Consider the following 22,569-nt stretch of genomic DNA (forward strand, 5'->3'; position numbering starts at 1 on the left):
AGGGGCCGCAAGGCGCCGCCGGGAGTGAAACCCCTTGGGGTATGGTGTAATTGGCAACACTACGGTTTCTGGTTCCGTCATTCTAGGTTCGAGTCCTGGTACCCCAGCTCTGGTCCACGGCAACGTGGTCCGATTCGGAGAAATCCCGCCTTCACGGTAAGGTTTCTTCTCGTGCCGAGTCCGCTCGGCACCGCTCACGGCCCCGTTGTGTAGCGGCCTAGCACGCCGCCCTCTCAAGGCGGTAGCGCGGGTTCGAATCCCGTCGGGGCTACGTGATGCTCGCAGGAGCAGCTGAAGACCCCGGTCCACCTGGACCGGGGTCTTCGTGCATCCCGGGGTCGGTGCCACCGGTCGCGGCCTATGCTGGCGCTCGTCAGGGGTGACGTGACCGAGGAGCAGTCGGCATGACGGCACCAGGCGCCGCCGTGGCGGTGAGCCGCCGCCGTCCGTCCTGGCACGTCGGACTCGGCTCGCCCCGCCGCGTCCTGGACAGCACCTTCTCGGGTGTCGGACTCACGGTCGCCGCGTGGTTCTTCGCCCTGTCGCTGCTGCCGTCCCTGCTGCCGCGGGCGCCGCTGGTCCAGGGCATCGTCTCGGGTGTCACCGTGATGATCGGCTACGGCCTCGGCGCCGCGGCCCAGGCCGTCTGGCACTACCTCGGCATCCCGTCGATTCCCGGGCGCGCCCACCGCATCCTCGTGGCCGTGTTCGTCGGGCTGGGGCTGTGGGCGGCCGTGTTCACCGGCTGGCGCCAGGTCGGGTGGCAGAACGAGATCCGCACGCTCTACGGCATGCGGCCGGCCTCTCCGAGCGTCTGGCCCGTGATCATCGTCGTGACCGCGGCGCTCGCGGTGCTCATCCTCATCGTGGCCCGCAGCCTGCGCCTGCTCTTCGACACGGTGTTCCGCTGGCTCGGGCGGCTGCTCCCGCGACGGATCGCCGTCGTCGTGGGCCTCGCCCTGCTCCTGGCACTGCTGTGGTCGCTGCTGACGGGCGTGCTGGTCAACGGCTTCTTCCGGGTCGCCAACGACATCTTCGCGCCCCGCGACAGCCTCGTCGCCGCCGACATGCACCGGCCGCTTCGCCCCGAGCGGTCCGGCTCCCCGCAGTCGCTGTCGCCGTGGGGGCTGCTGGGCCGGCAGGGCCGCTACTTCGTCGGCGGCGGCCCCACCGTCGCCGAGCTCGATGCGGTCAACGGCGGCGGGGCCAAGGAGCCGATCCGTGTCTACGTCGGCCTGAAGTCGGCCGACACCGTGCAGAAGCGCGCCGACCTCGTGCTCGACGAGCTCAGGCGCACCGGCGCCTTCCACCGCAAGGTCCTCGTCGTCGCGACCACGACCGGCACCGGCTTCCTCGACCAGAACGGGACCGACCCGCTCGAGTTCCTCTGGAACGGCGACACGGCGATCGCGGGGGTGCAGTACTCCTACCTGCCCTCGTGGATCTCGCTGCTCGCCGACCAGGACGCGGTGCGCGAGACCTCCCGGGTCGTCTTCGACACCATCCACCAGTACTGGTCGACGCTGCCGGCGGGCGGCCGGCCCCGGCTCTACCTCTACGGCCTCTCGCTCGGCTCCCTGGGCGTCGAGAGCATCCTCAGCTCGCTCAACATCATCAACGAGCCGATCAACGGTGCTCTCATGGTCGGCCCGACGTTCGTCAACGAGCTGCACGCCCGGATCACGGCGCAGCGCGAGCCGGGCAGTCCGGCATACCTGCCCGTCTACGAGCAGGGGCGCACGGTGCGCTTCACCGCAGAGGAGAACGGCCTCGACCGTGGCTCGGCGCCGTGGGGGCCGACGCGCGTGGTCTACCTGCAGCACGCGAGCGACCCCATCGTCTTCTTCTCACCGACCCTCGCCTTCTCCTCACCGGAGTGGCTGGCCAACGGGCAGCGCGGGCCGGACGTCTCGCCGCGGATGGGGTGGTTCCCGCTCGTGACCATGTGGCAGGTGCTCCTCGACCTGCCCGGGGCCGGCAGCATCCCCTGGGGATACGGCCACCTCTACACCGTGACCGCCAACCTCGAGTCGTGGGTCGGCGTGACGAACCCGCCGGGGTGGGACGCCGCCAGGACGGCCGCGCTCGCCTCGGTGCTCGAGAAGCGCCCCTACCGAGGTGACTGACCCGCGGACGTACGCGTGCGCAGGGTCGCGCGCGCCAGCTCGCGCACCGAGGCGCCGGGGAGGTAGGCGGCGGTGAGCGCCAGGCCGATGCGGGGGAGCGCCGCCTCGTCGCCGAACACGAGGTGGACCGGCTCGTGCCGGGGGCGGAACTTCTGCTTGAAGATCTCCAGGGAGCGGAAGCCGTAGAGCGGCTCCATCGCCGTGCCGAGCCGGTCGAGGAGCCGCTCGAGGGTGGCCTGGTCGATGCTTCCGCTCCCGGCGTGGGCGAGCGGCGCACCGGACAGCGACACCACCTCGGCGCCCTGCTCCCGGAACGACAGGCAGGCGCTGGCGATGAGGAACTCCGTGACGGGACGGAAGCCGTCGGGCAGCCGGCGCATGAGGTCGAGGGTCCACCCGCGCACGACGCCACCGGCCGAGTAGACCGGCAGCCAGGACGTCACGCCCTGCACCGTCCCCGAGGCGTCGACAGCGAGCCCGACCCGGGTGGCGGGGTCCAGGGCCTCGTCCACACCGCCCAGGGTGAAGCCCATCTCCGGCAGCGCCTTGTCGGCGACCCAGAGCTCCGAGATGGCCCGCACCTGCGAGACGAGACTCCTCGGCAGCTCGGCGAGCCGTCCCTCGAGGTAGGCCACCCGCTCCTTCTCGGCGCGGTTGAGGGCCGTGCGCACGCTCTGCCACGACCGCCCCGTGAACTCGAGCCCGGCCAGGTCGATGACCGCCTCCTCCGCCACGACGACGTCGCGCCACCCGTGGGCGCGCCCCCAGTCGGCGACCTCCCGGGTGACGGAGAAGCAGCAGACCTGGTGGCCCGCGCCCTCCTGGTCGTCGACGAACGCCTGGAGCACCGCCGCCCTCGTCGCCGGGTCCGCGGCCACCGGATCGCCGAGCGCGATCGCCGTTCCACGGTGCAGCTGGAACGCGACATAGCCGGTGGGGGCACCGTCCGGGCCGTGGAGGATGAACCACCGGTTGTCCGGCCACATCCCCATCCACGACAGGGTGGTGCCGCCGTGGGTGCGCAGCAGGGTCGTCACGACGTCGTGGTCGTGGGCGTCCGTGGCACCGGCCCGGCCGTGGGCGCCGGACCGGGCCCGGAAGGCGGACCGGCCGACGACGAGCACGGTGAGCTGGACCAGCCACAGCAGGGCGTCGACGGCGAGCTGCGGGACAGACGAGGACAGGTCGCCGCGAGGGCCGACACGCTCGGGGGCCAGGACCTGCAGGCCGAGCAGCACGAGGTCGGAGACCACCGCCACGACCGCGAGGGCGACCGCGAGCTGCCACGCCCTGCGGGAGCCGCTCTTCAGGCCCCAGGCCAGCGCCAGCGACAGCGCCGCACCGACCAGCACGCTCGAGGCGTCGGCGTCGCTCGTCGTGGCACCGAGCGGCCCGTCCGACGGGAGGAAGTAGAGCACCACGCGGACGGCGGCCAGCACGACGAACAGCGTCGAGGCGAGGACGCGCCACTCGTGCCGGGTGAAGGCAGGTCGGGACACCCGCGGCCGGCGACCCACGAGGAACGGTCCTGCCGCGAGACCGGTGGCGACGGCGAGGAGGTGCTCCAGGTCCCACAGCAGGCCGACGTACAGCAGGGACACGACCGCATACAGGACCAGCGTGAGCCGCACCCGCGCCCGCCACGGCGGCCGGAGCGTGACGCTCGCGGCGGCCAGCGCGGCGAGGGCCCCGCCGCTGAAACCGACGTCGAGAGTGCCGGCCGTGCGGGCGGCCCAGTCCCACGAGGTCCGGGACAGGCCCAACACCACTGCCGCAGCCCCCAACACGGCCACGAGGTGACCGGCGATCGCGGCTCCCGCGACCCGTCGCGTGCCCAGGCGCAGCTCCGACCAGCCGACGAGCAGCAGCGCCCCACCGGCGACGGGCAGGTACTGCGCCGGCACCATGGCGAAGAACGCGCCGGACAGGGGTGTCCACCAGCGCCCGGCCTGCAGCGCCGGGAGGCCGTAGCCGACGACCTGCAGGAGGTCACGCTCACCCAGCGGCGACCACAGGGAGCCGGTCGCGAGAGCGAGCACGACCATGACCCCGACGACGGCCAGCGTGAAGGGGACTCTTCGGGCCAGCCGAGCCGGCCGGGACAGCCTGCGGAGGCCCGGCACCGTGGGCCTCCGCCGCCCCGTGTCCGCGCGTGCCTGCGCCGTCTGTGCCGTTCCGGTCCCCGTCGACGTCGCCACCCGCCCCCCTACCTCTCGGTGGTGGACCCCCGCCCAACAGGCAGGATGCTAGTGGCCGGCGCAGGCGTGCGGACCGCTCTCGCGGGATCCGGCGTGGCTCAGCCGAGCTCGCGCAGGCCTGGGAGGACGTCTGCGCTGAACTGCTCGAGGAAGCGGCCCTGGTCGTGGCCCGGGGCGTGGAACACGACGTGGTCGAACCCCCAGTCGACGTACTGCCGCACCGCGTCCACGGCCTCGGCGGGGTCGCTCGTGACGATCCACCGCTTGGCGATCTCCTCGTCGGTCAGCTCGTCGGCGAGGCGCTCCATCTCGACCGGGTCGTCGACGCCGTGCTTCTGCTCGGCGGTCAGCGACAGGGGAGCCCAGAACCGGACGTTGTGCAGCGCCTGCCCGGGGTCGCGGTCGTAGGACAGCTTGATCTCGATCATGCGGTCGATGTCGTCTCGGGTGCGGCCCGACTTCTCGAGCCCCTCGTCGACGGCGGGGAGCAGCTTGTCCTCGTAGAGCTCCCGGCCCTTCCCGGAGGTGCAGATGAACCCGTCACCCGACCGGCCGGCATACCGCGCGACGAGCGGCCCGCCGGCCGCGACGTAGACGGGGATCGGCTGGTCGGGGCGGTCGTAGACGGTGGCGGCGTGGGTGCGGTAGTAGTCGCCCTCGAAGTCGACGCGCTCCTCGGTCCACAGTCTGCGCATCAGGGTCACGGCCTCGCGCAGCCGCGCGAACCGCTCCTTGAACTCCGGCCACGGGGATCCCGACGCGCCGACGGCCACCTCGTTGAGGGCCTCGCCCGTGCCGATGCCGAGGACGATGCGTCCGGGGTTGAGGGCACCCAGCGTGCCGAAGGCCTGGGCCACGACCGCGGGGTTGTAGCGGAAGGTGGGCGTCATGACCGACGTGCCGAGCTGGATGCGCTCGGTGCGCTCGCCCACGGCCGCCAGCCAGCTCATCGCGAAGGGGGCGTGCCCCTCCTGGTGGCGCCACGGCTGGAAGTGGTCCGAGATGAAGACGGAGTCGAGCCCGAGCTCCTCGGCCTGAGCGGCATACGTGACGAGGTCGCGCGGACCGAACTGCTCCGCGGACGCCTTCCAACCAACCTTGAGCACACCGACTCCTTCGCTCGGGGGAGTGAACCCCGTCAGCCTACGTCCGGGTGCCGGGAGGCCCGCTCACCAGTGGACGACGACCTTGTCGCCGATGCGCACCTCGTCGTAGAGCCGGACCAGCAGCGCCTTGTCGCGCACGTTGATGCAGCCGTGGGAGGCACCGGCGTAGCCGAGCCGCGCGAAGTTCGACGAGTAGTGCACGGCTTGGCCGCCGGAGAAGAACATCGAGTACGGCATGGGCGTGTGGTAGAGGTTCGAGATGACGTCGACCTGCTTCTTGTAGACCGGGAAGACGCCCTCCCTGGTGGGTAGCTCGTCGCTGCCGAACCGCACGTCGAAGCCGTACTGCGGCACCCCGTCGACGACCCACGTCAGCATCCGGGTCGTCTTGCTGACGCACATGACGCGGCCCTTGAAGCAACGCGGGTCGACGTCCCAGGCGCCGTTCTGCGGCTTGGTCTCGACCGGCTTCGGCTTGACGTTGGCCAGCTCGTCGGCGGTGGGGGCGTGCGTCATCGAGACGAGCCGGGCCCAGGTGACCTCGTCGAGCGTGCCGGTGGCCTCGAGGCCGCGCTTGGCCTGGAAGCCGCTGACGGCCGTGGTGGTCAGCGAGCCGTAGCGGTCGGCGACGTCGCCCGAGAACCAGCCGATCTGGCGCAGCCGCGCCTGCAGCGCGCGCACCTTGGGTCCGGCGTCACCGGCCCGCAGCAGCACGACCGGCGCGGGCTTCGGCGGCGTCGCCGTCGCGGTCGGAGTGGGCGACTGGGACGTCGCGGGGACGGCCGTCGGCGTCGCTGTCGTCGAGGGGGGCGTATGCGGTGTGCTCGGCGAGGGGGTCGGGCTCGCCTCGGGCGCCGCCTCCGTCGGGAGCGCGCTGGGAGCGGCGGTGGTGACCGTGGTCGACGGGGTCGACGGGGCCGGTGCGGTGCTCGCCGTCTGGCCCACCCGGGTGGCTGCGACGCCCGAAGCCTGCTCGGGGCCGCAGGCGCTCGTCGTGGCGACGAGGGCGACCGAGCTGCTCAGGAGTGCCCCGAGGAGCAGGGCACGGCGGCGGCCGCCTGCCGTGGGAAGCGGTGTGGTGGCTGCCTGCATCGTGACCCCTTGTCTGAGACGAGACGTGCCGTGCGTCGGTGCACTGCAATGAGGGTGACGCGACGAGGGGCGCAAAGGTTGTCCGAGCACGGCGCGGTCGGCCGATCGTGACCGATCCGTTGTGCGATCGCCCCGGCCGTCCATGCCCGCCCGGGCGGATAGCGTGCCGTCATGAGCCCGCTCGCATCCCGCCCCGGTCACCGTCGATGAGCCGGCCGTCCGGAGGATTCCGTGACGTCGCCGCGCCCAAGGGCTCCCGATCCGAGCCGGAGGTGGAGGAGGCGTACGAGCGCCTCGTCACCGAGGGTCACCAGCGGTTGGACCGGCCGCTGCTGCCCCTGCTGTCGACCGGGCTGCTCGGCGGAGTGGACGTCGCGGTGGGGGTGTTGATCTACCTCGTCGTGGAGGCCAGGACGGGCAGCTCCCTGCTCGCCTCGATGGCGTTCACGATCGGCTTCGTGGCCCTGCTGCTGGCCAAGAGCGAGCTGTTCACCGAGAACTTCCTCGTGCCCGTCATCTCGGTGGTCGCCAGGTCGGGGACCGTCGTGCAGCTCGTCCGCCTGTGGGCCGTGACGCTGGCGGCCAACCTCGTCGGCGGCTTCGCGATGGCGGGGATGATCGTGGTGGCGCTCCCCGACGTGCACGAGGCGGCCGTCAAGGCGGGCTCGCACTATGCGCACCTCGGCGTCTCGTGGCGCTCGTTCTTCCTCGCCGTGCTGGCCGGCGCGGTGATCACGCTCCTGACGCGGATGCAGCACGCGACCGAGAGCCTCGGGGTGCAGGTGGTGCCCGCGGTGCTGATGTCGTTCGTGCTGGTCGGCGCCCAGCTCTTCCACTCGGTGCTCGACTCGATCCTGATGTTCGCCGGACTCCTCACCGGCCGCGCGGACTACGGCTACCTCGACTGGCTGGGTGCGCTCGGCTGGTCGGTCTTCGGCAACCTGGTGGGTGGGCTCGTGCTCGTCACGGGGATCCGCCTGCTCCGGGTGCCGCACCGGGTCGCCGAGAGCCGCGAGACCGACGAGGTCGGCTGAGGGCCGGCCCGCCCGTTGGGTCTCCCGGTGCGGAGACCCTCGCCGTCGAAGCGCTGCGCGACGGTGAGCCGGCGCGTACCGTCGATGCAGGGGTCGTGTTCGTGTCGAGGAGGACCTTGTGGCGAGTCGTGAAGACGGTGTTCTGCTTGTCCAGCTGGCGCAGTGGGGATCCGCGATGGGGCTCGAGGAGGCCCAACACGCAGTGTGGGCCGACGACTTCGACCCGGAGGCAGCCTCGGTCGAGGACCCGCTGGTCACCCGGGTCCTGACCTGGGGGGAGACCATCGGCACCCTCACCAAGAACGGACTCCTCGACACCGCGCTGGTGCTCGACTGGCTGTGGGTCTCGGGGCTGTGGTCGCGAGTGGGGCCGGCAGCGCTGAAGCTCCGGAAGAAGCTCTCAGAGCCTGCGCTCTACGAGAACTTCGAGGCCCTGGCCCGCCACCAGGCCTGACCCGGCCCTCAGGCGTTCTGCTGCTGCTGTTGCTGCTGCTGCATGGCGTGGTGGCGGCGCAGGACCTCGGTGAGCTTGTTGGCGCCCGCGACGACCGTCGCGGCGTGCAGCCGGCCGGGCTGGCGCGAGAGGCGCTCGATCGGTCCGGAGATGGACACGGCGGCGACGACCCGACCGGACGGACCGCGGACGGGCGCCGAGACGGAGGCGACGCCGGCCTCGCGCTCGGCGACGCTTTGGGCCCAGCCGCGGCGACGCACGCCGGACAGGGCGGTGGCGGTGAACGAGGCGCCCTGCAGGCCGCGGTGGAGACGGTCCGGCTCCTCCCAGGCGAGCAGGACCTGCGCGGCGGAGCCGGCGAGCATCGACAGGGTCGCGCCGACGGGGATGGAGTCGCGCAGGCCGACGGGGCGCTCGGCCGCGGCGACGCAGATGCGCTGGTCGCCCTGGCGCCGGAAGAGCTGGGCGCTCTCGTTGGTGTGGTCGCGCAGCGCACCCAGCACCGGGCCGGCGGCCGCGAGCAGGCGGTCCTCGCCTGCGGCCGAGGCGAGCTCGCCGAGACGGGGGCCGAGCACGAAGCGCCCCTGCATGTCGCGCGACACGAGACGGTGGTGCTCGAGCGCCACCGCGAGGCGGTGGGCGGTCGGGCGGGCGAGGCCGGTCGCCCCGACGAGCTGCGCGAGCGTGGCCGGTCCGGCCTCGAGGGCGCCGAGCACCGTGGCGGCCTTGTCGAGAACCCCGACCCCAGAAGAATTGTCCATGCACTGATATTGACGTCTCAGTGTCTGAGACGTCAAGCCGCCTGGGCCACAAAGGGTCCACGCTGACGGAAGAGCGATGTCGCCACCGGGTCCTCGATGGTGCACGGCTCGAGACAGGGAAACGCCGCCGCGGAGGGAAGTCAGAGGAACGTCATGGCAGGGACACTGGCCGAGAAGGTCTGGGACGCACACGTCGTCCGCCGCGCCGAGGGGGAGCCGGACCTGCTCTACATCGACCTCCACCTCCTCCACGAGGTGACGAGCCCGCAGGCCTTCGACGGGCTCCGGCTCGCCGCTCGCCCCGTGCGCCGGCCCGATCTCACCCTCGCGACCGAGGACCACAACGTCCCGACCACGCCGGGGCCGATCACCGACCCCGTCTCCAAGATCCAGGTCGAGACACTGCGCCGCAACTGCGAGGAGTTCGGCGTGCGCCTCTATCCGATGGGCGACGCCGAGCAGGGAATCGTCCATGTCGTCGGCCCGCAGCTGGGCCTCACGCAGCCCGGTATGACCGTCGTCTGCGGCGACAGCCACACCTCGACCCACGGTGCCTTCGGGGCCCTGGCGTTCGGCATCGGCACCTCCGAGGTCGAGCACGTGCTCGCCACCCAGACCCTGCCGCTGAAGCCCTTCCGCACCTTGGCCGTCAACGTGCGCGGCACGCTGGCCGACGGGGTCACGGCCAAGGACATCGTCCTGGCCGTCATCGCCAAGATCGGCACGGGCGGTGGCCAGGGCTACGTCATCGAGTATCGCGGCGAGGCCATCGAGGCCCTCTCGATGGAGGCCCGGATGACGGTGTGCAACATGTCGATCGAGGCCGGGGCCCGCGCCGGCATGATCGCCCCCGACCAGACCACCTTCGACTACCTCCGGGGTCGGCCGCACGCCCCACAGGGCGAGGACTGGGACGCCGCCGTCGCCGAGTGGACGGCGCTGCGCACCGACGACGACGCGGTCTTCGACGCCGAGGTCGACATCGACGCCTCCTCGCTGACGCCCTTCGTCACGTGGGGCACCAACCCCGGACAGGGCCTGCCCCTCTCGGCGTCGGTGCCCGACCCCGACGAGTTCGCCGACGAGAGCGAGCGTCTCGCTGCCGCCAACGCCCTCGCGTACATGGGTCTGGAGCCCGGCACCCCGCTGCGCGACATCAAGGTGGACACCGTCTTCGTCGGCTCGTGCACCAACGGCCGCATCGAGGACCTGCGCGCTGCCGCCGCGGTCGTGCAGGGCCACCGGGTCGCCGACGGTGTGCGCATGCTCGTCGTGCCCGGATCGGCGAGGGTGCGCCTGCAGGCCGAGGCCGAGGGGCTCGACAAGGTGTTCACCGCCGCCGGTGCCGAGTGGCGCCTGCCCGGTTGCTCGATGTGCCTCGGGATGAACCCCGACACCCTCGCCCCCGGCGAGCGCAGCGCGTCGACCTCCAACCGCAACTTCGAGGGCCGCCAGGGCAAGGGCGGGCGCACCCACCTCGTCAGCCCGCTCGTGGCCGCCGCGACGGCCGTCCGCGGCACGCTGTCCAGCCCGGCCGACCTCGACGCCGCGCACCTGCCGGGCGAGCTCGCGTCCGCCACCACCGGAGAGGCCTGAGCCATGGAGAAGTTCGAGACGCACACCGGCGTCGGCGTGCCGCTGCGCCGCAGCAACGTCGACACCGACCAGATCATCCCGGCCGAGTACCTCAAGCGCGTGACTCGGACCGGCTTCGAGGACGGCCTCTTCGCCGCCTGGCGCAAGGACGAGTCGTTCGTCCTCAACAACCCCGTGTACGCGCACGGCTCGGTGCTCGTCGCCGGCCCGGACTTCGGCACGGGGTCGAGCCGCGAGCATGCCGTCTGGGCCCTGATGGACTATGGCTTCCGGGTCGTCATCAGCTCGCGCTTCGCCGACATCTTCCGGGGCAACAGCGGCAAGCAGGGCCTGCTCACGGCGATCGTCGCCCAGGACGACGTCGAGCTGATCTGGAAGCACCTCGAGAACACCCCCGGCGCCGAGGTCACGGTCGACCTCGTGGGTCGCACCGTCCGTGCCGGTGAGATCGTGGCCCCCTTCGAGATCGACGACTACACCCGGTGGCGCCTGCTCGAGGGGCTCGACGACATCGGCCTGACCCTCCGACACGAGGACCTCGTCACCGATTTCGAGGGGCGCCGGCCCCGCCACAAGCCGGTGACCACGCCGGCCTGACTCGGCGCGGGCGCGGTCGCGCACCAGCGTGCTGAAGAGCGGATCTCGTTGCCAGGCAATGGGATCCGCTCTTTCGTGTCCGCGTCCCGGGTATCGCGCCGCGGGCCGGTGGCGCCCTCCGGAGGGGGTCGCGGGCTGCTCAAACACGTTGCGACACAACGAAAGACCCGGAAAACGGTGATGGACGCGCCCGGCGAGTCGGCCTACCGTCAGGAGGTAGCCGGACGGGTTCCGGACCCACACCGTCGGGTCGCCTGACGCCGACAGTCCTCTGGAGGGGTAGACGTGAACAAGGCAGAACTGATCGACGCGCTCGAGACCAGGCTGGGCAGCAAGAAGGTCGCCTCCGACGCACTGGAGGCCTTCCTCGACGTCGTCATCCGCGAGGTCGCCAAGGGCGGGAAGGTGGGCATCACCGGTTTCGGCACCTTCGAGAGGGCCGACCGCGCCGCACGCACGGGCCGCAACCCCAAGACGGGGGACACCGTCAGGATCAAGAAGACCCGGGTCCCGAAGTTCCGCTCCGGCACGAACTTCAAGGAGATCGTGTCCGGGGCCAAGAAGCTGTCCAAGACCGAGTCGGCCGCCTCGCGCGCTTCCGCCGGCAGCTCTGCGGCAGGCCGGACGGGGGCCGCCAAGACGGCGACGAAGAGTGCCACGCGCGGCGCCGCCAAGGCCACCACGGCCAAGACCGGTAGCGCCCGGGGCGCGGGCAAGACGGCTGCGTCGAAGACGGCCGCCACGAAGAGCGCTGCGTCCAAGACCGCTCCGGCAACGCGGTCCACGGGCAGGAGCGCCGCCGCCCGCACGACCGCCACCCAGGCCGCTCCGGCCAAGCGCGCCGGCACGAGCAAGGCCGCGACCAAGGCCACGAGCAGGGCCACCAGCAAGAGCGCGACCAAGACGGCCGGAAGGGCCACGACGAAGGCCGCCACCACGAAGACCGCGGCAACCAAGTCCGCGGGCCGGACCGCGACCAAGGCCGCCGCCACGGCGCCGAGCAGGACCGCCACCAAGCGGACCACCACGGCGAAGGCGGCACCGGCCTCGAAGTCCGCCGCCAAGACGGCCACGGGCACGGCCGGCAAGAAGACGACGGCACGGAAGACGGCGAGCAAGAGCGCGACCCGCTGACCCGCACACCCTCCACCCAGGGGACGGCGGACCTCGCGCGACGAGCTCGAGACCACTCGATCAGGACGACACGATCAGAGCTTCACGGAGGTGGGCCCGGCCGGCGACGGCCGGGCCCAGCCCTGTGTCGGATCGGCTCAGCCGATGGTCTGTCCCGGGCCGATGCCCACGATCCGCAGCGCCACGACGAGGTCGTCCACGACGTCGACGGTGAGCCGCTGGCCCACGCGCAGCAGGCGCAGCCCGCTGCCGTCGAAGGCAGGCGCCTCGAAGCTCAGCTCCACCCCGTCGTCGCGCAGCACGCTGCCCGTGTGCGTCTCGGGGTCGAAGCGGTGCACCGTCGCCTGCATGCTCTTGATCCAACCAGACGCCCGGTGCTCCAGCACCGCTCGCGTCGCAGGCCCGAGACCGACCCGTCGCGCCCGGGAGAGGCTGCGGGCGTCGTCGACGTCGGTGCGCAGGCGCGGGAGCGGCAGCTCGAGACGCACCGCTCCGTCGGCCTCGTGCCGCGCGGCGCTGTCGGCACCGAAGCGCGGCTCGAAGTCCCGGCCGCAGCGCAGCACCGTTCCCGTGCCGTCGGCGTCGGGCACGAAGGACTGGTCGAGCCCGGCAGCGACCTCCAGCGCGCTGCGCAGGGAGGGGGCGTCGAGGGCGGGAAGGTCGCCGAGCAGGGCCGCCACCGGGGCACCCGTGCCGGCATGCCGCATACCCACGCTCACGGCGTCGTTGAGGCCGCTCCCGGGGTCGGGCACCACGCGCACCCCCCGGCCGCTCCAGCTCGAGCGCAGGCCCGCGTCGCCCGTGACGAGCACGAGGCGTTCGGCGCCCACCGCCTCGACGACGGCCGTCAGCGTGTCCGTCGCGATAGCGGCGCTGAGGTGGGCACGGTCCGAACCGACCGCGCGCGCGAGGCGGGACTTGCCGTGCGCCGTCTCCTTGACGGGGACGACGACGTGCCAGTCGGGTGCCGGGCGCGTGCGGGAGGAGGTCGACATGCTGGCGATATCGTCGCACTCGCCGCCCCGCTGCTCGACACCGCGCCACGGGGTGGACAAGATGAAGCCCCAGCGACGCCGCCCGGCGTGCGCACGACGAGGAGGACGTGACACGTGACTGCCGGCGCTCGCAAGAGGCAGCTGCCCCTGGCCTACCGGTTGGTGGCGCTGTTCCTCCGGCCGGTTCTCATGCGGGTCACGAGGCGCGACTGGCGCGGGCTCGAGAACATCCCTGCCGAGGGCGGGTTCGTCGTCTCGCCCAACCACATCTCCTACGCCGACCCGCTCGTCTTCGCCCACTTCATGTTCGACAGCGGCCGCGAGGCGTACTTCCTCGGCAAGGAGAGCCTCTTCACGATCCCGGTCGTCGGCTGGATCCTGCGCAAGTGCGGTCAGATCCCCGTCTACCGCAACTCCCTGGCCGCCGCCGACGCCTACCGCGCCGCGGTCGAGGGCGTCCGGCAGGGCAAGGCGCTCGGCATCTTCCCCGAGGGGACGATCACCCGCGACCCGGACCTGTGGCCGATGCGCGGCAAGACGGGGGCGGCGCGCGTCGCGCTCGAGACCCGGTGCCCGCTGATCCCGGTCGCCCAGTGGGGGGCCCAGGAGATCCTCTCGCCCTACGGCCACCGCCCCTCGCTCTTCCCGCGCAAGACGATGAAGATGTATGCCGGTCCGCCCGTCGACCTGTCGGACCTCTACGACCGCCCCATCGACACCAAGGTGCTGCGCGAGGCCACCGACCGGCTGATGGACCGGATCACCGAGCTGCTCGAGGTGCTCCGCGAGGAGAAGCACCCGGCCGAGCGCTTCGACCCCCGCCGGCACGGGGTGCCCGAGATCGGCAACCCGGTGCGGCACGACGACATCGGTCGCCCGACGTCGTCCGAGCCCGACGAGGGGAGCTCCGAGTGACGACACGCGTGGCCGTCATGGGCAGCGGCAACTGGGGCACCGCCTTCGCCATGATCCTCGCCGATGCCGGCTGCGACGTGGCGATGTGGGCGCGTCGGCACGAGGTGGCCGAGGCGGTCAACGCCGGCTGCAACGAGGCCTACCTGCCCGAGCTTCGCCTCTCGCCCTCGATCCGGGCGACGGTCGACCCGGCGGAGGCGCTCGACCGGGCCGACCTCGTGGTGCTGGCCGTGCCGTCGCAGACGCTGCGCGACAACCTCGTCCGGTGGGGCGGCGCCATCCCGGGCGACGCCCCGGTGGTGTCACTGCTCAAGGGTGTCGAGCTCGGCACGACCATGCGGATGAGCGAGGTCATCGTCGAGGCGGCCGGTGTCGAGGACGACCGCGTCGTCGTGGTGTCGGGGCCGAACCTGGCGCACGAGATCGCCTTGCGACAGCCAGCGGGCGGGGTCGTCGCCTGCCGCGACATGGCCACCGCCGAGCGGGTCGCCGGTGCCTGCGCGACCCCGTGGTTCCGGCCCTACACCGACACCGACGTCATCGGTGCCGAGGTGTGCGGCGCCACGAAGAACGTCGTCGCGCTGGCCTCCGGCATGGCCGAGGGGCTGGGGTTCGGCGACAACACCAAGGCCACCATCATCACCCGTGGCCTGGCCGAGACGACCCGCCTCGGCCTGGCGCTGGGCGCTGACCCGCAGACCTTCATGGGGCTGGCCGGTGTCGGCGACCTCATCGCCACGTGCATGTCGCCGCTGTCGCGCAACCACAGCTTCGGCGTCCGGCTCGGCCGTGGCCTCTCGGTCGCCGAGGCCACCGCCGAGCTGCGCACCACCACCGAGGGCGTCAAGTCGTGCGAGTCGATCCTCACGCTCGCCCAGCAGCACGACGTCGACATGCCGATCTGCGAGCAGGTGGTCGCCGTGATCCGCGACGGGCACCCCGCGAGGGAGGTCGGGCCGCGCCTGATGTCGCGTGACCTCAAGGCCGAGAAGCGCTGAGCCGTATGCCGTCCCGTCCGTGGGCGGACGGGGGGGGACGGGGCGGACGGGGCGCCGGGGTGCCCAGCGGCCACTCAGGACTCGAGTGCGTTCTCCCGGTCTTGGTCGAGGGCGAGGTCCATGGCGTGGTCGAGGGCGTGGTCGAGGGCTTGGTCGAGGTCGGTCCACAGGTCCTCGACGTGCTCGATGCCGACGGAGAGGCGCAGCAGGTTGACCGGCACCTCGCGTGACTCCGACGGGTGTCGGCGGCGGCGCTCGAGCTGGGACTCGACCCCGCCCAGGCTCGTCGAGTGCAGCCAGACGCGCGTCGCGGCGCACACCCGTTCGGCGGCCGCCTCGTCGCCCGCGACGTCGATCGAGAGGATCGCGCCCGTCCCGGGATAGCGCACGCGCTCGACGGCACGGTGTCCCTCGAGGCGGCCCGCGAGCTCGGCCGCGCTCGCGCTGGCCCGCTCGAACCGGACCGAGAGGGTGCGCAGCCCGCGGAGGGCCAGGTAGACCTCGAGGGGCCCGGCGATGGCGCCGTGCAGGGTGCGGTGGCGACGCAGCCGCTCGCCGATCGTGCGGCCCCGCTCGGTGTCCGCCACGACGGTCGCACCGAGCACCACGTCGCTGTGGCCGGAGAGGTACTTCGTCACCGAGTGCACGACGACGTCGGCGCCGAGCGTGAGCGGGCGGCACAGCAGCGGCGTCGAGAGGGTGTTGTCGACGACGCTGGTCACGCCGAGCTGTCGTGAGCGGTCGAGCACGACGTCGAGCTCGGTGACGTCCATGAGCGGGTTGGTCGGCGACTCCAGCCACAGCAGGTCCGCCGACTCGAGCGCCGCGAGGAAGCCGGCCGTGTCGGTGGCGTGAACGCGTACGACGGTGCCGCCGGCGTCCTCGTGGGCCGCGAGCAGGTCGCCCGTGCCGTTGTAGGTCGTGTCCGGCGCGACCACCGTCCCGCCGGCCGGGACGAGCGACAGCGCCGCCGAGATGGCTCCCATGCCGGAGGCGTGCACGAGGGCCAGACCGTCCTCGAGGCCACCGAGGGCCTCCTCGAAGGCGTTCCACGTGGGGTTGCCCGATCGCGCGTAGTTGACGGCGCCGTCGGCGGCGTACGTCGACGTCAGCTCGACCGGCACGTTGACCGACGCGCCCGGGCGACGCTCCGGACGACCGGAGGCCACGAGGAACGTCTCGACGTGCTGCTGCGAATCCTTGTCCCTGACCACGCCGTCAGCGTACGAGGGGGTTCGCAGGGCCTTCGATAGAGTCTCGACTGATGACCACGGACCAGCCCCAGCCCGACCAGCCGAGCCGCCGCCCGCGCGTCGCCATCGTCTTCGGAGGACGCTCCTCCGAGCACGCAGTCTCGTGCTCGACGGCGGCGAGCGTCCTGCGCGCCATCGACCGCGACAAGTACGACGTCGTGCCGGTGGGCATCGCCCGCGACGGCCACTGGGTCCTCGTGGCCGACGACCCCGAGCCCCTGCGCCTGCTGCCGGGTCAGACCCCCGAGGTCGTGGGCGGCGGCGCGTCGGTCGTCGTGCCCCTCAGCACCGGAGACCGCTCGCTGACGGTCCTCGAGGCGGGGCAGCCGCCGCGCGCGCTCGGCGACGTGGACGTCGTCTTCCCGCTGCTGCACGGCCCGTTCGGCGAGGACGGCACCCTGCAGGGCCTGCTGGACCTGGCCGACGTGCGCTACGTCGGATCCGGCGTCACGGCCTCCGCCGTGATGATGGACAAGGCGATGATGAAGGTCGTCTTCGAGTCGGCCGGCCTGAAGGTCGGCCCCTACGTCGTCCTCACCGACCGCGAGTGGCGCCGCGACCCCGAGGCGGCCCTGGCCCGGGTCGAGCCGCTCGGCTGGCCGGTGTTCGTCAAGCCGGCCCGCGCCGGCTCCAGCATGGGCATCACCAAGGTGGACGACGCGTCAGGTCTGCGCGCCGCCGTCGAGGCCGCCCGCGAGCACGACCCCAAGGTCGTCGTCGAGGCCGCTGTCGTCGGGCGCGAGATCGAGTGCGGTGTGCTCGACGGGCACGGCACCGAGGCGCCGCGCACGAGCGAGCTCGGCGAGGCCGTCGTCGTGACGGGGCACGACTTCTACGACTTCGAGGCCAAGTACCTCGCCGAGGACGACGTCCGTCTCGACTGCCCGGCCGACGTGCCGGCCGCGGTCGCCGAGCGGATCCGCGAGATGTCGGTCACCGCGTTCGAGGCGGCCGGCTGCGAGGGACTGGCGCGCGTCGACTTCTTCTACACGCCGTCGGGCGATGTGGTCATCAACGAGATCAACACCATGCCCGGTTTCACGCCGCACTCGATGTACCCGCGGATGTGGGCGGCCACGGGCCTGGGCTACACCGACCTCATCGACGAGCTGATCTCACTGGCCCTGGAGCGGCGGACCGGCCTGCGCTGAGGGGCCGCCGCCGCACCGCAGCGCTGGAGGACGCGCCCCTACGACGCGCGGCGACGCGCGGCGACGCTCAGGAGCAGTGCCGGCCGTTCTTCGGCAGGGCCTCGGCCGCCGCGGTGAAGGCGGGCAGCAGCAGCGGCACCGGGCCGTAGGTGCCCGGCGCGAGGACCTCGATCGCCGGGTCGCGTCCGAACGTCGTGGCCATCGACCCGTCACTGAGGGAACGCACCACCCAGTCGACCCCGTCGACCGTGACGCAGCTGTCGGTGGTCGGGCCGAGCGGGTCGAGGCCACAGCGGGCGAAGATCGCGGGGTCGCCCCACGCGGCGACCGAGGCGTCCTGCGGCTGGGTGTCGACCCGTCCGTGGCCGCCGACGGTGCTCGGCCACGTCACCGAGCGGCACACCGGGGCTGAGGACTGCGGTGCCAGGGCGACCTCGGGTGCGCGGTTGCAGGCGGACAGCACGACGGCGGCGCCGAGCAGCGCCGCCGTCGTGAGGGACGAGCGATGGTTCAGGGTCGACCTCAGACGTGGACGACCGTGCAGGTCAGCGTGCGGGTGATGCCCGGGACGTCCTGCAGCTTCGCGATGACGAGGCGGCCGAGGTCGTCGACGTTGGAGGCCTCGACCCGCGCGATGACGTCGTAGGGGCCGGTGACGTCCTCGGCGAGGGTCACCCCGGTGATGCCCGCGATCTGCTCCGCCACGCTGGCGGCCTTGCCGACTTCGGTCTGGATCAGGATGTAGGCCTGGACCACGTGTCACCTCACTGTGTGTCGGTCGTTGGTCGGTCGCCCCCGGGCGAGGGCTGTCTCGCTGAGGGCACGACCGGTCGGAACGGCAGGCCCCAGTGTGACTGTGGCCGTGCCTGACGCTACCTTGCCATGGGGCTCCACGTCCCGTCGGATACCAGGGCCCGGGCGGGCCCACGACCGGAAGGGTGTGTGACCCGTGCCGAACGTGCGCCGGAGCGAGCGCGGGCCGATGATGACGGGCGGCACCCCGCTCCGCACCCTCGACGAGGAGGAGCTGCTCGCGCACATCATCCCCGCCTTCCCGCCGGGCGCCGACCTGCTCGTCGCACCCGGCGACGACGCGGCGGTGCTGCGCACGGCCGACCGCACCATCGCCACCACCGACACGGTCGTCCTCGGTCGTGACTGGCTCGACGCCTGGTCCTCGGGCGCCGACATCGGCCACAAGGTCGTGGCGCAGAACCTCGCGGACGTCGCCGCGATGGGCGGCGTCCCCACGGGGGTGCTCGTCACGCTCGTGGCCGACCCCGAGCTGTCCCTCGAGTGGGTGCTCGACCACGTGCAGGGCCTCGCCCGGGCCTGCATCGACGCCGGCGTGTCGGTGCTCGGCGGCGACCTGTCCTCGGCGCCGGCCGGCGTCGTCATGGTCTCGGTCACCGCGCTGGGGCGGCTGGAGGGGGAGCCGGTGCTCCGGTCGGGGGCCCGTCCCGGGGACGTCCTCGCCGTGTGCGGCTCGCTGGGTCTGGCCGGCGCGGGCCTGCGGCTGCTGCAGACCGGCGCCGTCGACCGGTTGCCCGAGGCCGTCGAGATCCACCGCCGGCCGCGCCCGCCACTCGCGGCCGGCCCCCGCGCGGCCACAGCGGGAGCCACGGCCATGCTCGACCTCAGCGACGGGCTGCTCCGCGACGGTGGCCGCATCGCGGGCGCCAGCAGGGTCGTCGTCGACCTCGACCTCGAGGCGCTCGTGCCCGACGTCGACGTCCTGGCGGACGTCCTCGGGGCCGAGCAGGCGCTGGACTGCGTGCTGGCCGGGGGAGAGGAGCACTCGCTGCTGGCGACCTTTCCCGCCGGGACGCTGCCCGAGGGGTGGCGCGGGATCGGCACCGTGCGTGCTGCCCGCGAGGGTGAGGCCCCCGCCATCCTCGTCGACGGCCGCGTCGTCACCCACACCGGGTGGGACCACTTCCGGGCGACCTGACCCCTCGGCCCGGTGGAGGTATGCCGTCGCGCCCGGCCGCGACGCAGCACCTCGACCCGGCGTGGCACCAAGGAGGTGGAGGTATGCCGTCGCGCTGGGCCGCGACGTGCCACCTCGACCGAGCGACGGGGAGACCGGGGGAAACGCAGGAGGCCGGCCCCGACGGGACCGGCCTCCGACTGTCTAGCTCGGGGTCAGCGAACGACCTTGCCCGCCTTGAGGCAGGAGGTGCAGACGTTGACTCGCTTCGGCGTCACACCGTTCACCAGCGTCCGAACGCGCTGGATGTTGGGGTTCCAGCGGCGCTTGGTGCGGCGGTGCGAGTGCGAGATGTTGTGACCGAAGCTCGGTCCCTTGCCGCAGACGTCGCAGTTGGCAGCCACGGGTATCTCCTGAAGTTCGATGTTGATCAAGTGCGAAGCTCCACCACAGGCTCGGGGCAGACGCACGAGGGCGTGCGTCACCCCGCACAGCGCGGGGGGAACCGGTCAAGAGTAGCCGACGAGTCGCTCGGACGACAAAACGGCGGGAGCGGCCCGCGACGGGGCCTCACGTGAAGGGACGGGCGGCGTCGACGAGCGGTGCGGCATACGACGGGCCGTGCGAGGCGGCGTGTACGGCCAGGGGATGCAGCTGGTGCAGGGGCACGAGCCCATGCCATCCCGGCGCGAGGCCGGCCTCCTCCGCATAGGCGGCGACGACCCTGTCGAGGCCTGGGCAGCCGAAGAGGTCGAGCATGGCGAGGTCGGTCAGGCCGTGACCGCCGTGCGCCGCGGGGTCGATGAGGACGGCACCCTGCGCGGTGTGGACGACGTTGCCCGACCACAGGTCTCCGTGGATCCGCGCCGGGGGACGGTCGTCGTCGAAGTCGCCCGCGGCGAGGCGGTCGCAGGCCCGTTCGACGACCCGGGCGCCGTCCGGGTCGAGGTGGCCGCGCTCGAGTGCCCGCCGCACGAAGGGCCGCACGCGCTGCTCGGCGTAGAAGAGCCCCCACGTCGGTGTGGGGTCGTTGCTCTGCGACTGGCGCCCGATCCACGCCGCGCCGCTCCAGCCGTCGGGGGGCGCGCCGAAGGCCGGCGCGCCGGCCGCATGGGTCCTGGCCAGCGCCCGTCCCAGTGCCTCGGCGTGCGGGGCCGTCGGTTGCGCCGGGTCGAGGCGCTCGAGGTCGATGTGGCGGGTGCCCACGTCGAGCACCCGGACGGTGCGCGCGCCGCCGCGGGACTCCGCCTCGCCCAGCCAGCGCAGCCCGGCCGCCTCGGCCTCGAAGAAGCCGGCGGGTGCGTCCTCTCGCGTCTTGCGATGTCGGTGCTCGGCGGCCGTCATCGTCCCAACGTAACCCGACCGGACGGGGCAGCCGGGCGGCGTACCCCTGCAGTGCCGAGCGGGTATGCCGTAGGCCGGAGGGTCGCATGCGACCGTCGGGGCGAGGCGCTAGCCTGCCGAGCATCGGCGAGCCCGATGTCCAGCACCACGAGCAGGAGGTCCGATGCCCGGCGCAGAGCCGTCGTCCGACGGACCCCTGGCCGTGCTCGACCTCGGCGCCGTCCGCCGCTGGGCGGCCCTGACGCGCTCCTCCCTCGCCGCGCGCCGCACCGAGATCGATGCCCTCAACGTCTTCCCCGTGCCCGACGGCGACACCGGCACCAACCTCTACCTCACCTTCGACGGTGCGGTGGAGCGCACCCTCGACGCGACGGATGTCGGCACGGCCGACCGGCTGCTCACCGTCTTCGCCCGGCACCTGCTCTGGACCGCCCGAGGCAACTCCGGCGTCATCCTCAGCCAGCTCGCCCGCGGCCTGGCCGAGGGATGTGCCGGCTCCGGCGAGATCGACGCACGCGCGCTGGCCGAGGGGCTGCGGCGCGCCGAGCAGCGGGCCCGTCAGGCCGTGGCAGACCCCCAGGAGGGCACCATCCTGACCGTCGCCACGGCGATGGCCGAGGCGGCCGCAGCCGCCGTCGACGACGCGGCCACCGGGGTGCACGCGGTCGCACGGGCGGCGTACGAGGCGTCGCGGACCGCGCTCGAGCACACCCCCGAGCAGCTCGAGGTGCTGGCCCGGGCCGGGGTCGTCGACGCGGGCGGCGCCGGCCTGGTCGCGCTCCTCGAGTGCCTCGAGCAGGTGTGTGCCGGTCACGGCTCCCCATCACGAGCAGGGGCGTCCGCGCGTGGCATGCGCCGCCGGCCCGACCCCGGGCGACCCGGTCCGGACCGCTCGTCCCCGGCGCACGACCCACGCTCGCGGGCGGTGCCCCACTACGAGGTGATGTACCTCCTGCGCGACTCCGACGACGCGGCTGTCGACGGGCTGCGCGCCCGCCTCGTCGAGCTGGGCGACTCGGTGCTCGTCGTCGGCGGCGACGGCGACGGCGAGTGGAACATCCACGCCCACGTCGACGACGCCGGTGCCGCCGTCGAGGCCGGCATCGAGGCAGGGCGTCCTCATCGCGTGCGCATCACCGCGCTCACGTATGCCGCGCCGCCGCCTGACCAGCAGGGCGGTGCAGGGTCCGAGGGCTTCGAGCCGGTCGAGCGGCACCCGGCCGGCATCGTGGCGTGCTCGGCCGGTGACGGACTGCGCGCGCTGTTCGAGGAGGCCGGCGCGGTGGTCGTCGCCTCCGGTCCCGGCCAACGAGCCTCGACGGGCGCCATGATCGACGCCGTCCGCGAGCAGCACGCCCGTGGCGCGCAAGGGGTCATCGTCCTCCCCAACGACGGCGACACCCTGCTCGCGGCGGCAGCAGCGGTCCGCGCGGCGTCCGACGAGGGCATCGACGCGCACCTCGTGCACGTGCGCACGGCGGTGCAGGGACTGGCTGCGCTCGCGGTCTTCGAGCCGGCTGCCACCGCCACCGCCAACGCGCTCGCCATGCAGGCCGCGGCGTCGGCGACCCGGCACGGGGCCGTGACCGTCGCCGACCGCGGGGCCCTGACCAGCGCAGGCCCCTGCCAGGAGGGCGACGTCCTCGGGGTCGTCGACGGCGACGTGGTCGTGGTCGGCTCCGACCAGCTGTCCGTCACGCGCGAGGTGGTCCGGCGGCTGCTCGGCAGCGGGGGCGAGCTGGTCACGGTGATCTCGGGCTGCGGCGCGCCCGACGGGCTGGCCCGCGCGGTCGAGGAGGAGGCCCGCCGTGCGCACCACGGCGTCGAGGTGTCGCTCATCGAGGGCGGCCAGGACGTCTACCCCGTGCTGCTGGGGGTGGAGTGA

The 22,569-nt window shown here is 72.9% G+C and carries 21 protein-coding genes and 2 tRNA genes; 13 read left to right on the forward strand and 10 right to left on the reverse strand.

Going from position 1 to position 22,569, the window contains the following annotated elements; all coding sequences use genetic code 11:
- The first annotated feature begins 35 nt into the window (after positions 1–35).
- From AB0316_RS11700 to AB0316_RS11710, 3 genes are all read left to right on the forward strand, one after another.
- Positions 36–107 (forward strand) — tRNA-Gln (locus AB0316_RS11700).
- 91 nt (positions 108–198) lie between these two features.
- A tRNA-Glu gene (locus AB0316_RS11705) sits at positions 199–271 on the forward strand.
- A 133-nt stretch (positions 272–404) separates the two neighbouring features.
- Positions 405–2,126, forward strand: a complete 1,722-nt coding sequence (locus AB0316_RS11710) for an alpha/beta-hydrolase family protein (RefSeq protein WP_366273186.1) — start codon at positions 405–407, stop codon at positions 2,124–2,126.
- On the opposite strand, the gene AB0316_RS11715 is transcribed toward AB0316_RS11710, so the two are convergent.
- The 3 genes from AB0316_RS11715 to AB0316_RS11725 all read right to left on the reverse strand — a co-directional run bounded on the left by AB0316_RS11715 (position 2,111) and on the right by AB0316_RS11725 (position 6,522).
- Positions 2,111–4,249, reverse strand: coding sequence for a DUF2156 domain-containing protein (locus AB0316_RS11715; protein WP_366273187.1), 2,139 nt, complete (start codon positions 4,247–4,249; stop codon positions 2,111–2,113). The genes AB0316_RS11710 and AB0316_RS11715 overlap by 16 nt on opposite strands.
- A gap of 173 nt (positions 4,250–4,422) precedes the next feature.
- On the reverse strand, positions 4,423–5,430 hold the full coding sequence (gene fgd, locus AB0316_RS11720) for a glucose-6-phosphate dehydrogenase (coenzyme-F420) (RefSeq protein ID WP_366273188.1): 1,008 nt from the start codon (positions 5,428–5,430) through the stop codon (positions 4,423–4,425).
- Between the two features lie 63 nt (positions 5,431–5,493).
- Positions 5,494–6,522 carry a L,D-transpeptidase family protein gene (locus AB0316_RS11725; RefSeq protein ID WP_366273189.1) on the reverse strand — a complete coding sequence of 343 codons (1,029 nt, stop codon included), beginning with the start codon at positions 6,520–6,522 and terminating at the stop codon, positions 5,494–5,496.
- A 206-nt stretch (positions 6,523–6,728) separates the two neighbouring features.
- Here AB0316_RS11725 and AB0316_RS11730 point away from each other — a divergent pair, with 206 nt between their 5' ends.
- Both AB0316_RS11730 and AB0316_RS11735 read left to right on the forward strand, forming a co-directional pair.
- Positions 6,729–7,556 (forward strand): formate/nitrite transporter family protein, encoded by an 828-nt coding sequence (locus AB0316_RS11730; RefSeq protein ID WP_366273190.1) that lies wholly within the window; start codon positions 6,729–6,731, stop codon positions 7,554–7,556.
- 118 nt (positions 7,557–7,674) lie between these two features.
- Positions 7,675–8,010, forward strand: a complete 336-nt coding sequence (locus AB0316_RS11735) for a hypothetical protein (protein ID WP_366273191.1) — start codon at positions 7,675–7,677, stop codon at positions 8,008–8,010.
- 8 nt (positions 8,011–8,018) lie between these two features.
- Here the strand turns inward: AB0316_RS11735 and AB0316_RS11740 are convergent, their stop codons facing one another.
- Positions 8,019–8,771, reverse strand: a complete 753-nt coding sequence (locus tag AB0316_RS11740; RefSeq protein WP_366273192.1) for an IclR family transcriptional regulator — start codon at positions 8,769–8,771, stop codon at positions 8,019–8,021.
- Between the two features lie 153 nt (positions 8,772–8,924).
- Between AB0316_RS11740 and leuC the strand changes: the two genes are divergently transcribed.
- From leuC to AB0316_RS11755, 3 genes are all read left to right on the forward strand, one after another.
- Positions 8,925–10,367, forward strand: a complete 1,443-nt coding sequence (leuC, locus tag AB0316_RS11745) for a 3-isopropylmalate dehydratase large subunit (protein ID WP_366273193.1) — start codon at positions 8,925–8,927, stop codon at positions 10,365–10,367.
- A gap of 3 nt (positions 10,368–10,370) precedes the next feature.
- Positions 10,371–10,964, forward strand: a complete 594-nt coding sequence (gene leuD / locus AB0316_RS11750; RefSeq protein WP_366273194.1) for a 3-isopropylmalate dehydratase small subunit — start codon at positions 10,371–10,373, stop codon at positions 10,962–10,964.
- Between the two features lie 285 nt (positions 10,965–11,249).
- Entirely contained in the window at positions 11,250–12,098 is an 849-nt protein-coding gene (locus tag AB0316_RS11755; RefSeq protein ID WP_366273195.1) for an HU family DNA-binding protein, read from the forward strand.
- A 137-nt stretch (positions 12,099–12,235) separates the two neighbouring features.
- Here the strand turns inward: AB0316_RS11755 and cofC are convergent, their stop codons facing one another.
- A complete protein-coding gene (gene cofC, locus AB0316_RS11760) occupies positions 12,236–13,093 on the reverse strand; it encodes a 2-phospho-L-lactate guanylyltransferase (RefSeq protein ID WP_366273196.1) in 858 nt (285 codons plus the stop codon).
- 114 nt (positions 13,094–13,207) lie between these two features.
- Between cofC and AB0316_RS11765 the strand changes: the two genes are divergently transcribed.
- Both AB0316_RS11765 and AB0316_RS11770 read left to right on the forward strand, forming a co-directional pair.
- Positions 13,208–14,008 (forward strand): lysophospholipid acyltransferase family protein, encoded by an 801-nt coding sequence (locus tag AB0316_RS11765; protein WP_366273197.1) that lies wholly within the window; start codon positions 13,208–13,210, stop codon positions 14,006–14,008.
- On the forward strand, positions 14,005–15,006 hold the full coding sequence (locus tag AB0316_RS11770) for an NAD(P)H-dependent glycerol-3-phosphate dehydrogenase (RefSeq protein WP_366273198.1): 1,002 nt from the start codon (positions 14,005–14,007) through the stop codon (positions 15,004–15,006). Before AB0316_RS11765 ends, AB0316_RS11770 begins: the two co-directional genes overlap by 4 nt.
- Before the next feature lie 74 nt (positions 15,007–15,080).
- On the opposite strand, the gene AB0316_RS11775 is transcribed toward AB0316_RS11770, so the two are convergent.
- Positions 15,081–16,220 carry a PLP-dependent transferase gene (locus AB0316_RS11775; protein ID WP_366273199.1) on the reverse strand — a complete coding sequence of 380 codons (1,140 nt, stop codon included), beginning with the start codon at positions 16,218–16,220 and terminating at the stop codon, positions 15,081–15,083.
- Positions 16,221–16,270: 50 nt separating this feature from the next.
- Here AB0316_RS11775 and AB0316_RS11780 point away from each other — a divergent pair, with 50 nt between their 5' ends.
- Positions 16,271–17,410, forward strand: coding sequence for a D-alanine--D-alanine ligase family protein (locus tag AB0316_RS11780; protein ID WP_366273200.1), 1,140 nt, complete (start codon positions 16,271–16,273; stop codon positions 17,408–17,410).
- Positions 17,411–17,477: 67 nt separating this feature from the next.
- Here the strand turns inward: AB0316_RS11780 and AB0316_RS11785 are convergent, their stop codons facing one another.
- Together AB0316_RS11785 and AB0316_RS11790 are read right to left on the reverse strand one after the other, a co-directional pair.
- Positions 17,478–17,873, reverse strand: coding sequence for a DUF3515 family protein (locus AB0316_RS11785; protein ID WP_366273201.1), 396 nt, complete (start codon positions 17,871–17,873; stop codon positions 17,478–17,480).
- A gap of 59 nt (positions 17,874–17,932) precedes the next feature.
- Entirely contained in the window at positions 17,933–18,166 is a 234-nt protein-coding gene (locus tag AB0316_RS11790) for an Lrp/AsnC ligand binding domain-containing protein (RefSeq protein WP_142184288.1), read from the reverse strand.
- Positions 18,167–18,359: 193 nt separating this feature from the next.
- Between AB0316_RS11790 and thiL the strand changes: the two genes are divergently transcribed.
- Positions 18,360–19,361 (forward strand): thiamine-phosphate kinase, encoded by a 1,002-nt coding sequence (gene thiL, locus AB0316_RS11795; RefSeq protein WP_366273202.1) that lies wholly within the window; start codon positions 18,360–18,362, stop codon positions 19,359–19,361.
- 194 nt (positions 19,362–19,555) lie between these two features.
- On the opposite strand, the gene rpmB is transcribed toward thiL, so the two are convergent.
- Both rpmB and AB0316_RS11805 read right to left on the reverse strand, forming a co-directional pair.
- A complete protein-coding gene (rpmB, locus tag AB0316_RS11800) occupies positions 19,556–19,744 on the reverse strand; it encodes a 50S ribosomal protein L28 (RefSeq protein WP_343992462.1) in 189 nt (62 codons plus the stop codon).
- A 166-nt stretch (positions 19,745–19,910) separates the two neighbouring features.
- Positions 19,911–20,684 (reverse strand): fructosamine kinase family protein, encoded by a 774-nt coding sequence (locus AB0316_RS11805; protein ID WP_366273203.1) that lies wholly within the window; start codon positions 20,682–20,684, stop codon positions 19,911–19,913.
- A 163-nt stretch (positions 20,685–20,847) separates the two neighbouring features.
- On the opposite strand from AB0316_RS11805, the gene AB0316_RS11810 reads away from it, so the two are divergent.
- Complete coding sequence (locus AB0316_RS11810) at positions 20,848–22,569, forward strand: DAK2 domain-containing protein (protein ID WP_366273204.1); 1,722 nt, start codon at positions 20,848–20,850, stop codon at positions 22,567–22,569.

The organism is Terrabacter sp. NPDC080008 (assembly GCF_040702505.1).
In the GTDB taxonomy this organism is placed as follows: Bacteria; Actinomycetota; Actinomycetes; order Actinomycetales; family Dermatophilaceae; genus Terrabacter.